The sequence below is a fragment of the Paenibacillus sp. 01T422 genome (assembly GCF_056398785.1).
Genome location: NZ_JBFTQB010000268.1, coordinates 1 through 12,260 on the forward strand (window position 1 = coordinate 1; position 12,260 = coordinate 12,260).

Here is a 12,260-nt window from a genome sequence, read left to right on the forward strand (position 1 = left end):
GGATAGCCCTCGATTGCTCCAGCTTGAATGAGAGCGAGAATATTCGCTTCCGCCCAGTGGCCGGCGATATCGGACAGGGTGCCTTTACCTGTAGAACCGGGATTCGTTGGGTTCGTAGGTTGCTTATCTGTAGCGAATACGGCGAATTTCGTGAAATGGTTGACTTCGCCGCTAACCATTGCCTTGTCTTTATCGACGCTTGGGTTGCTGAGTGCATTCCACTTCTTCGCTGTCTCATCGTACCAGTAGATTGCTGCGTCAGACTTGGCCAGATCTATCTTGGCCGGGTCAAACGGTAAGCTAATCGTTAAATTAGCAGTAAAATTATCCGTGAAATCTTTCTTGATCTCAAAGACATCGCTGATTAGCTTGCCAGAAGCGCTCTTCAGCATTTCATCGGTATTCGTTACTTTATCAACTGTTACCCGGAAATCCGTTTTTGCCGCTCCAGCTGGAATCACGATAGTCACACCGTTATCCTTCACCGTTCCTCCGTTAGAAGCGTAGATCCGAGTGCCGATAGGGGCGGAACCGCCGCCAGATGAATTCGAATTCGTGCTGTCCGGAGCATTGACTGTTAAGGTGTATGCATTGGTTAATACGCCATATGTTGCTGTAATCACAGTCTGACCTTTGCTGATTGCGGTGATTTGCCCGCTCGTGCTGTCGACTGCCGCAACCGCCGTAGTGCTGCTCGTAAAGATAACTCCTGATGTCGCATTCAGCTTCGTAGTACCGTATGTTGCTTCAGCAACAGAGCTCTCGCCTACTTTCATCGTCAACGGACCATTAATCGTTAATCGTACTTCTGACGAAACGCTCAAGATCTCGGAACGGTCTCTGACTCTGATTCTCGGGTGCATATCCGAATCGCTGGAAACCTCGCCGATAGAAGCCAAACCGACTACGGAAACATTTGCTCCATCTGTAACGAACGGAAGCGTCGTTCCCTTTGTAATGTATCCGTTAATGACTACAATTGCCGGGCCGGACCCATCATTAATCGTAAATTGGTTAATTGTTCCGTCAGAGTCTTTATAAACATTTGACACGACGCCCTCTGTTTTCACCAATAGTCCAGTATTCGAGGATGACATTGAAACAGCTGTCGTAAGCGTAGTTGGCGCGAATTTGTGGATACTTGGATCCAAAACAGTGATTTTGCTGACCGTCAACTCCACTTCACCTTGATAATGCGTGATCTTACCTTCAAACCTTGCTTTTTGTCCTTCTTGTATGCCTGAGGCAACCGGGAATAGATTGATACCGCCCGTTGCGTCCTGTGCATAAATAGTGTCGAAAAAGCCTTTGTTTGTATCAGGATTTGCGCTCTGAGTATTTACCTCACTCGTCGCTGTTGCTTCAATGATGACATCTGTCCCATCCGGCAGATTCTTAGCATTGGCAATGCTTGTGATCGTCATCGGGTTGACGATTTTATAAAGATTATCCATTAAATTGTAATTGGCATAAGGCAATGTCCCTGCATTGTCTAAAGCTACTTGTATTTCGAAGTTACTCATGAATGATCCGCCGGCAACGACGACAAGCGATGTTTTACCATTCTGATGCGTGACAGTCTCAGTTGCCGCTATCAGTTTTTCTTCAGGGTTCGTTGATACTTTGCTGTTTGGATTTACATATTTTGGTATATAAAGCCCTTGTGAATTACTTATTCCCTTATCGGCTTTATACGTTCCAACTGTCACGTAAGGAAAAGTAGCCTTGGTTGTCCCGTATCCAAAGTTGTCATTGTCAGTCTCAGCCGAATACGTGGTTGGGAAGCCAAAAACAAGCGGGCTGACCGTTGTCGGCAGCGTTGAGGTTCTCTCCCCTGTCGCCGGATCTACAGCGTAAATGGTTGAGCCTGAGTATTGGCTGTAGGTCTGTCCATCGACGACGCCCTCCAGCAACGGATTAGCCATATTGAACTCTGTCGGATACAAACGATATGGTTGTCCTCCGTTTTTATCATCGTCCATTACCTCATCGTCGCCTTCGCGCAGCGTGGAGCCGATGGCTGCCAGGACATCGTTCTGCAGCTCTGCCATATGTTTCTTCGGTGAAGCCGGATCAGCGTTTGTGGATTCCGCAAAGTCCGCAATAACTCCGAAGACAAGCGTGTTTCCATTTTCCGAAAATGCTTTCAACGCTGCAATTTCCGCCACCGTGTAATTTGCCGGAGTCGGCCATGCGGTAACGCTTTTTCTTGACGGAGCGTTCAAAATAATCATTTTGTATTTAGGATTGCTGGTAGCAGCGATTAAATCCGATGACGTATTCAACTGTACAACTCTCACACTGTTTGTGCCCGCGAGAGTCATCATATTGGCCATTGAATTCGGATAGCTTCCTCCGCTGACGTACTCATTGCCGTGTGAAGCGTCAAGCCCGACATACGATACGGAGTTAATATCTACAACCTTCATCGTGCTGGTCGTCGTATAAATCTTATCGTCGCCGTTCACCGTAAGCACGGCGCTGATCGTGACTGTTTTGGTTCCGGAAGTCGTCGGTGTATAGTTGAATACATGCTTCGTGACACCGGAGGACGCGATGGTTGTGCCAGGCGTATACGTTTTGCTGCCTGCTGAGTCTCCATCTACGGTATAAGAAATAGACTTAAGTATGACAGGTGTACTTTCATTATTGAATAAATTTGTTGTTAAATCCAATGCCTCTGTTGTAACAGGCATGACTGAGCTGTTGCTTACCGAGGTAATTCCGACCTTCGGCGCTGAACCGAGCCATATCGGCGCGGTAACGGCTACAAAACCCTGGTTGTCCGTGATGATCGCGAAGTAATAGCCAGCAGAAGGCGCCGTCATCGAATAGGTGTAATTAACGTTACTGGTTCCTACAGGATAGGTCTTCTTATCTACTATTTTCCCTCCGGAGCTTATCAGCTGGACAGATGCGATATTACTGGTCTCTGTGCCAGGGTTTTTATTGGTTGCTGTTACCGTAATGTTTGCGGTCGCAGGGGGAGCATTCAAAATTGCACCCATGCTATAGGTATTCGTCCCGTCGGACAGATGATAGGTGACATCCAAATCCCTGTTTTCTGTCGACCATACCGAACGGTCGTGCAACGCTGTATAAATTCCGCTCAATGTATAATCGTTCGTATAAACGACCGTCGCAGCGGTATTCGATGTTCCCCAACCTTTTTTATGATTATCGCCGTTATTTGTCGGGGCCACGTGCCAGCCTTTATCTAAGGCCAAAATAAACTGGTCGACAGATCGGAAGTATCCGCCTGAGCCGATGGCGCCTTCGCCGTTGCCTGCTTCAACAAGCGTGACTTTATCGTCAATCGCATTATCATGATAACCAAAATCTGCAAAGTTACCGAATGTAGCTCCGGGATGATTCAACTGTGAAATGGAGCCTGGTGTACTCTCAAGCATTTGATAATAAGTTTGAAGACCTGCATCATTTGTTTTGTTATTTAAAGTCGCGTTGTTGCGGCTAACAAAACCTGTTGTGTTAAACGTATTCATGTGTCCGGGACCGCCAGACCATGTCATCTCATAACCGTAGTCGGTTATGTATGTAGGAGTGGCTGCGTCCGTCGCCGCTTGTTTACCGGCAAGCCAAGGGGCATTGGTTTTGTTGAAATCATTAATATTGCGATTCGTTGAGACGTCGTAAGTTGCTGTATCGTAAGAGTTGGAGTGGTCTGTTACGATAAAGAAATCAAATTTGCCCTGATCTCTTGCATAAACGTACGCCTCTGGCAGGGTTCCTAGACCGTCCGAGTTCGACGTATGCGCGTGAAGTGATCCATAATAGTTCTTTTCCCCGCCTGTTGCTTTCTTGGCCGTATAAGTGAAGGTTTCAGAAGCACTGTCCAAATAGTTTTGAAGTGTTGCCTTTGCAACTATTCTAACTGGGAAGCTAGAAGCATCCAATAGGATAGGATCTGTATAGATTTGATTGGCTGTACCCACCAGAGTACCGTCTGTGGAAGAAAAGGAATTTCTGTATACAGAATAAATGATCGTTGAATTCGTCGTAGCTGATGATAATACGATAGGTGTTGTGGGAATAATTGCAGAACTCCCTGGACTTGCCAATACTTTTGCGACCTGGCTTTGTGTATAGGCAAAAGTTTGAGTCGCCGTTGTATAGGTGCCGTCTGACGCTGTTGCTGTAATCGTTGCAGTTCCGTTTTGGAAGGCATCCACTGTAAGTTCAACTGAATTTGTTGTATCAATTACAGGAGCTCCTCCATTTAAGCTATAAGTTATTTTCGCGCCTATTGTTGCTGTGGTAAGCGTCACCTTGGAATTAAGCGGGATTGTCGTTCCGGTAGGTACGCTAGGTGTCATAAATTCAACGGTCGGCGCTGTAACAGCGACGAGATCGGCAGCATTTGTAGAAAGCAGCTGTGCGCCATTGAAATAACTGGCAATGGACCTTGTAATGTTAACATAGCTTCCTGAAACGCCTACTGCACTCGTAATGCCATTGCTACGCAATGTCGTTTGTATGCCTGCCTGGCTTACTGTGTGATTATAAAGAGATCCTGGAGTTGTTCCAGCGACCGTATTGAGCTTTACCGTATCGAAGGAGACCAGCATGCCCTCGTACGTTCTGTCAGCAAGCTGGCTGAACATAATTTTGGTCGGGGTTGGAAGAGTCGGGCTAGCGTTGCGTACAACGATATTAGTTGCCGCATCATCTGGAACAATCTCCATCAAACCGTTATACAACGTTGCTTTCCCATAGACATAGATCTCTTTGCCCGCATGAGAGGATATGTCTGCGCCGGATTTAAAAATAGCGAGACCGCTGCCGGCATTCATACCGTCTTGAATGTACAGGGTATTAGCGGCAGTTGAGTACGTACCGATGCCTTTTACCCAGGCATAATCCCCAGCAGCAAGCTTTTTCGCGTCAGCATTCGATGTGATGGTCTGCTGATTAAAGGATAATGTAGCGACATCGGACGGCAGAAGTGTCGGCAACTTCGCTACAGCCTTAACGACGAACGGGTTGCTTCCTGTAAAACCGCCTTCGGAAAGAGCAGTGAAAGGCGCTGTGTATAATTTTGTGGAACCACCCGCTGTTGTCGCTGGAGTTGTACCGTCTGTTGTGTAAAAAATTTGTGCGTTAATATCTGTATTCGTTAAAGTAATAGGCGTAACATCTAATATTGCACCAGCTGTATCTGGCGAAACTGTTACGGCGGGTGTAGTAAATGCTGGATCCTTGGTTCCGTAGAGTTGAATGTTGTTAATACTGCTGGTACCACCTGAACCTACTGTACCACCATTTTCAGAAACTTCAGATTTCTGAATGATTCTGATATATAACGTATTTTGATTTACTGCCCCTGCCGGCAAAACCATACCAAATTGCTCAGGAGTTGTGTTCTCTACTGCAACTGTAAAACCTGTATTTACACCTGCAACTGCAACTGTATTTCCAAATACATTCCAGCTTGTTCCGTCAGTACTCCACTCTGTATTAAAGTCACGAGGTCCAGTGCCTGAAGAACGTGCGCTAAAATTAATAATTAGATCCTTAAATTGAGCAGTGGAAGTCATGCTGCTCATTACTAATAAGAATGACATCGAAATTCTTATCAAAGATTTCTTTAAAGCTTTCATGTCCTCGCTCCTTGTATCATTTTATTTATTGTAAAATCTTCGCTTAAAATGAAAGGATCTGAAGAGCCAGCAGGATGGCGAAATGACCCCCGCTTTGTCTCGCTGCCTCCCCGATTGTTTCACTTTTGCAAATATTTCAACAAACATGAAGTAATGAACCATTGTTGGTTTTTTACCAATACCTAATGGGGACATTATGAAATGTCCCTTTTAGACCAACTTGTCATCTCGTATCCGTGAAAATCTAATCAAACAAAGGTTAATAATTAATCGAACTAATGATTAAACATTAAAAAATACCCGTTCGACAAGCCACAGTCCGCCTAGCACCAGGGCCGCAGCGGAACAAGCTACAGCCACGTGTCTCGAGTGCTTCCAACGATAAAGAAGAGCTAACGCGGGCAGTATCAGGGCAACGATGATCACCTGAACCGTTTCAATCCCGACATTAAAACTGATCAGATCCACCGCCAATGCGCTCTTCGGAATGTTCATTTCTGTCAAGATGTCCGCAAAACCCATCCCATGGATCAGCCCGAAGAAGAAGGTCAATACCCACCGGTAGCTAACTTTCTTGCGAATCAAATTGTCCAAAGCGACATAACAAATACTCAGCGCAATGGCCGGTTCCACAAAACGGGAGGAGATATGGATCACACCTGTGACTGTCAAGGCCAAGGTAATACTATGCGCGATCGTGAACGCCGTGATCGTCCCTGCATACTGCTTGAACGTTTGCCTTGCGATGAGCAGGGAGAATAAGAACAAAAGGTGGTCGTATCCCGATAAAATATGATTCATCCCCAGCACGAAAAAAGACAACCAACCGTCCGTCGTACTTGACGAAGCTTTCTCCTCAGGTTGTTGCTGCTGAGGCGTCGCATCGCCCGGCTGCAATCCGGCGAAATCATTTTCCGTCATTTGCATCGTCCAGGTCCGGTTGTTGCCAGCAATTGCCGCTGTGCTTTTCTGGGCGCCGTAATAAATCGTCATCAGGTTTACGTAATTGCTCGCTGTGTCGTTCAAATACAGCTGGTCGGTCAGCTGAATCGACTGGGATGCTGCTACCGCTGGGAAGGCGGCCTTCAGAATGGCCCTTTTGCGGTACATGCCGAAACTCTCAATTTGGGGCCATGCCGCGCTTTCACCGTTAATTTTGATAACGAGGTTGCTCTGCAGAACCGTCAGCAGCTTCTGATCCACTGCAGCGAATTCCTCTGAATCGAGTGTTCCGTCATGATTGGTATCGCCACCCACAAGCTCTATGACCGATACGTCATCGAGTGCATAAGTAAGTTCCGTCTTGGATTTATAAAATTCCAATGTCGAATAAGTCGCGCTGTAGGCATGAGCATCCGCTCGATGTTCAATTGACAGAAGCACTACCAGTGCCATGAAAATTGAAAGAAAGAAACGCCATCGACAAACCGCCATATATGCCCTCCTTTTCTGTTTCTGCTTCTAGTTCTGCAGAAATCTGTAGTAATATTCGATGCCTACCAAATCTATCATTCATTTGTTATATCTAGGTCAAATGCTTGTTATTAAATTATTAAGTTCAATAGACTAACCAGTTGATGCCAAGATTCACTTTCCAGTTATTTGCGAGAGTCCCAGATATATTTTCCGCTTCTATCGATATATCCAATCCTTCCATCGGTCAAGCTTACTTTTGCAATTCCATTTCTAAATTCTCCGGCCATATTGTGTTTTAAATAATTGTCCTTATCTTTCGTAACAACCGGAGCAATACTAAGTTTCCCTTCCTTATTCATATACCCGCCAGCCCCATCAGCAATTGGAACTAAGCCTTCTGAAATCAGTGTTTCATCATAGCTATCATCTAAAGTAGGGCCAATTTTATAGGCTCCGGCTTCATCTATATATCCTATTGAATATTGATTGATGCTGTCGCCCACACATACCTTTGCAAGCCCTTCTGAAAAACTATAGGCTCTTGTATATTTAGGTTCTATCTTCATATTGCCCTTTGTATCAATATATCCGTACTCAACCCGATCCTTATTCTGCACACCTACAGCTGCTAATCCTTCCGAGAAGCTCTTGCCGGAAATATACTGACTAGCATCAATCATTACTTTTCCTGTTTTGTCGATATACTGGTAGTGCTTATCATTCCTTACCACAGCTAAGCCATCTGAAAAGCTACTAGCTTCATAATATTGAATTGGAATGATAATTTTCCCATAACGATCAATATACCCATACATTTCTGTTTTATCATCTTGCACTAATATCAGATCTTCACTTTGCGTCTGCAAACCCGTTCCATTGAACAGCATAGAAACGATCTGCATTTCAGGAGGTAACGTGTATAAAATCTTACCCTTCCTATCCAGGATGAAATAGGTAAGATCATACGTCATCGCATCTACTTGAATCGCTCCGGCTACACCTTCGTTATACTTGGTTATATATGAAAAATCCGGCTTTACGACCATTTTTCCTGTTATATCGATGGCACCATATTTTACACTATCTTGATCCTGCGTATTTTTGCTGCCATCTGAATTATTATTTAATAGAACGATCGCGACACCATCATGAAAGTCATCGGCCCATGCATAAGTTGGTTCTACGACGATCTTCCCCATTTTATTGATATAGCCCCATTTTCCATCGACTTGTATAGGATATAATAATGTTTTTTCATTGTTCTTCTTGTTTACAGCTAAAATACCTATAATTATCGCTGCCATAATTAAAACTATAATTAGCACCCAAATGATACTTTTCTTCATTATTAGTCTATTTTTCAATTTTTTTTATCCTCTCTGAATTTAACGAGAATCTTTTATTCCCAAAATCAACTACTACTATAATTCTATTCACTTTTATTTTAGCTGCATAAGCTACATGATAAGCTTTGGTAAAGAAATCGACATGTTCTGACAAAAACCTTCAAGAGGTTCTTGTAATGATCACTTTTTGACGCATGGAATAAACCTACTTCTGAATAAATGCAAATAGAGCGCACTCGTAGGGACGAATGCGCTCGTGGTACCAAACTAAATTAACTGCTCTACCATGCAGAAACAAAGACGGTACTAAATCGGATAATGGTTATTGTAACCAGATTTCTATTTATAAACGTTGTTGTTTCGTACTCTCAGATGCAGATTTAATTAAAGCAAGAAAATCGCTAACTTGGTCGTAAGGCGGCTCGGAGAGGTATTTGGGATGATTGGTATCCGCATTCACCCAAAGTGTTTCTAACGGAATATATCCTCTATAATTCGAGTAGCGAAGTCTGGTAAAGAACTCCTCCAGATCTGTGAGTTCCTCTGTATTAGGCCCCGCAGGCTTTCTCTTAACCTGGAAGTTATATGTATAAGGGATTACAGCTTCAATATCATCATACCAATCATAGTCTTCACCGGTTTTGGCCTGGAACGTCTTATAACAACCCGTATCGTTCACTACGCCGAGATTGGGGTGATCCACCCACTGGAGAATTCGAATCACCTGATCCGCTGTTGATGTCATATCTCCATGGTTTTGCATGCCAATCTTGATACCTTTAGTCGCGCCGTATTCTGCACATTCTCTTAGAGCTGGTACAATCCGATCTTTAGCTATCGTTTCCCAATCCGAGCTTTGCAGATCTTGGGGGATTTCACCATTAAACACACGGATAACCGGCGCACCCATTTCGACGGCTACATCGATCCAATATTTGACTCTCTCCACATCCAGAGCACGTCTCTCATCACTTGGATCAGCAAAATCATTCTTGATTCCCGTGCCACTAATAGCAATTCCTAACTCGTCAGCAAGCTTTTTAATATTTCTTACATAGGTGAATATTTCTTCAACCGGTTTAGTAGGCAATGTGAAATTTTCATACCCAGGGATATAATAAGCAGTTACATCCACAGACTCAAAGCCAGCTTCTTTGGCATATCGGATAAGCTGCATCGTATCAACCGGCGGAGCGCCGTCCGTACTGCCTTGCAACCATGACATTAAATTATGGCTAAAGCTGTAAAAGTTTAAACCTAGCTTGTAATCGCCTGTATAATAAGATTCATTGCGTACGTTTTTCAGATAGTGACTAGTCGGAATTTGTTGGTAGACCTCGTTGGATGAGTTTTCAGTAGATTTTTCGATATTCATGTATGGTCTCCTTTTCTTGTTATCAATTTATTATCGATGCCATGGAGTAACTGTTACATTTTCAATATGAACGCCTGTCGGAACACTTAACAAATACATAACAATACTAGCTATATCCTCAGCTCTTAACATCGTAGCCCTATCCTCTTCCGTCACCGGAGTAATTTTATGGCTCCAAATCGTCGTATCCACCGCTCCCGGACTAATAGAAGATATACGTATTCCTGATCTCCTGTTCTCCTCTATCAAAGCTTCGGTCAAAGCTCTCACTCCAAATTTAGAAGCGGCATAGAGACTGAACCCGGAGGAGCTTTTATACGCGGCTGTCGATAAAATATTAATAATGAATCCAAAATTTTGGCTAGCCATTACCGGAAGCGCTTCACGGCACATCAGATAGGTACCTGTTAAATTCGTATCTAGGATTCGTGTCCATTCTGAACTTTCTGTATCTTCAAGCCGTTTCCTACCGCTCATACTTACTCCTGCACAATTGACAAGTATATCCACATGGCCGTAATTCTCTACAATCTGTTTAAAAACTTGCCTAACATCGTGCTCGTCTCTGACGTCTGCTCTTATGCCGGTTACCAAAGCTTTACTGGAAACATCTAAAGAATCCAAAGAGTTGTTTAATACTTCCATATTACGTGCTAGTGCTATTACCTTAACGCCCTCTTTCGCTAAAGCTCGGGCTGTTGCAAATCCAATGCCTTGACTCCCACCGGTTATTATGGCTGTCATACCCTTAAGTTCCACCAGGTCACCTCCCACTATAAAAGATAGTACATTCAGCAACCGAACACATTAGTCAATCTTATGATTTCCAATTCAATCCTATCATTCTAGTGTTGGGCATTCGTAAAGTAATTTATTGCATTAATGCGACTCTCTTGCCGGTTTCCGCCGAAAGATAAGCCGAATAAATCACTTCTATTACATCGCATGCCAACTTGCCGTCGGAAATGGGCTGCCTATCCTCTGCAATACTCTCCATGAAGTCTTGCATTTCTTGTGGATAACCGCGCATCCAATCTTCATCAAAGCTGGCAAAATTCCAGCCCGCGCCTGTCTCCAGCTTCTCCGCTATGAACTCATCACCAAACACATGGTTGTCTGGCGCATAAACCAATAGCGCATCATTAGGTGTCATATTGCATTTGATCACAGCATTGGAGGTATAGATATCCAACATATTTCTAATACCGCCTAGAGCTGCAAATGAGGCAATAACAACAGCCTTCGTGCCATCCGTAAAAGCCATAATCACACTGGCCCACGACTCCACGTTCTCATAGTCTGATACCAACCATTGCTTGGAATCTGCTGAAGAAGCTTCTATATTAGCAAGGGGTGCTATATCTGCTATCACCGATTGAACACGAATAGGCTTGCCGTTCTTAACTGAACCTTCAACTTGTTTCAAATGAATAGCTGCTGCTATAGGATGGGCACCTAAGGTGATCAATGCCCCACCCCCTGCTGTTTGCAATCTTTTGGATGCTTGAGCATGGGACCCGCTGTGGCTTTGTTCGGCTCGGATATCCAGAATGGACCCTTGCGACTTTTGTAAGAATCGCTTGGCTTTTATGACAGAGGGCGCATAAATCCAGTTCTCGGCATACATGAATTTGACCTGGTTTTCTTCGGCTGCCTGCAAGATACCTTTCGCTGACATTAACGCCTCTTTCAGCGCTGTGGCAGCATACGAAGGCTCTTTAGCTTCATCGGGAGATCCAAAAAAACCTGTCATCGGTTTCTCGCAGATGATGTGTTTCTTCGCTTGGGCAGCTTCGATAGCAATCTGTGCATGTAAAAGATTCGGAACGCATAAATCAACGACATCAATTTCTTCATCCTCTAACAATGCTTGATACGTGTCATACACAATAGGAATACCGTGGTTATTAGCGAAAGCTCTTGCTTTTTCCAGGTTATTGCCTGCGACTGCTTTTATAAACACCTCGATTCCGGTAACCTTCTTCAAAGCCTCAACATGGAAGGAAGCGGAAAAACCAGATCCAATAATACCAAGTGTAATCTTCTTCAAAATGTTTGACTCCTCACTAATATCTTAATTCTGGAGATGATTCCTCATCCTGTAATTCAACCCTTCACAGAACCGAGGAGCGCCCCTTGATTGAAGTATTTCTGCAAAAAGGGATACACAACAAGCAGCGGAACTGCGGTAAAAATAACGGCTGCCATTCGAACCGCAGGACTGAATTCAATTCCGCTTTCGGTTACCTCCTGGCTTCCATCTGATACGTTCAGCATTTGACGCAGAAACACTTGCAGAGGCAACTTGGACCCGTCATTCAAATACAAAATCGCATTAAAAAAGGTGTTCCAATATTCCACAGCGTAAAAAAGCGAGAAGGTTGCAATGACCGGCAAAGAAAGCGGAAGCACGATGCGCCAGAGCAAGCCGAATTCGGAGCAACCATCGATCCGGGCGGATTCTTCAATTTCTGCTGGGAAGCTTTGGAAGAAGCTGCGTATCAC

At 44.2% G+C, this 12,260-nt stretch carries 7 protein-coding genes; all 7 read right to left on the bottom strand.

The genetic code is table 11. The features are described 5' to 3' along the window. A partial coding sequence (locus AC1DUA_RS16430) for an FN3 associated domain-containing protein (protein ID WP_477500790.1) occupies positions 1 to 5,618 on the bottom strand: 5,618 nt, incomplete at its 3' end. Positions 5,619 to 5,900: 282 nt separating this feature from the next. Continuing rightward, positions 5,901 to 7,052 carry a HupE/UreJ family protein gene (locus AC1DUA_RS16435; RefSeq protein WP_477500791.1) on the bottom strand — a complete coding sequence of 384 codons (1,152 nt, stop codon included), beginning with the start codon at positions 7,050 to 7,052 and terminating at the stop codon, positions 5,901 to 5,903. Between the two features lie 164 nt (positions 7,053 to 7,216). Further along, a complete protein-coding gene (locus AC1DUA_RS16440; RefSeq protein ID WP_477500792.1) occupies positions 7,217 to 8,398 on the bottom strand; it encodes a WG repeat-containing protein in 1,182 nt (393 codons plus the stop codon). A gap of 325 nt (positions 8,399 to 8,723) precedes the next feature. Then, on the bottom strand, positions 8,724 to 9,755 hold the full coding sequence (locus AC1DUA_RS16445) for a sugar phosphate isomerase/epimerase family protein (RefSeq protein WP_477500793.1): 1,032 nt from the start codon (positions 9,753 to 9,755) through the stop codon (positions 8,724 to 8,726). 30 nt (positions 9,756 to 9,785) lie between these two features. Next, positions 9,786 to 10,514 carry an SDR family oxidoreductase gene (locus AC1DUA_RS16450; protein WP_477500794.1) on the bottom strand — a complete coding sequence of 243 codons (729 nt, stop codon included), beginning with the start codon at positions 10,512 to 10,514 and terminating at the stop codon, positions 9,786 to 9,788. A gap of 112 nt (positions 10,515 to 10,626) precedes the next feature. Beyond that, positions 10,627 to 11,805: a Gfo/Idh/MocA family protein gene (locus AC1DUA_RS16455; protein ID WP_477500795.1), complete on the bottom strand. Its 1,179-nt coding sequence runs from the start codon at positions 11,803 to 11,805 to the stop codon at positions 10,627 to 10,629. Between the two features lie 56 nt (positions 11,806 to 11,861). Next, positions 11,862 to 12,260, bottom strand: a 399-nt coding sequence (locus AC1DUA_RS16460) for a carbohydrate ABC transporter permease (RefSeq protein ID WP_477500796.1), incomplete at its 5' end; no start/stop codon positions are given.

What these genes read in the sequence shown, in the direction of transcription:
- AC1DUA_RS16445 (WP_477500793.1), bottom strand. Translation starts at nt 9,755, where the DNA reads ATGAATATCGAAAAATCTACTGAAAACTCATCCAACGAGGTCTACCAA.
- AC1DUA_RS16435 (WP_477500791.1), bottom strand. Translation starts at nt 7,052, where the DNA reads ATGGCGGTTTGTCGATGGCGTTTCTTTCTTTCAATTTTCATGGCACTG.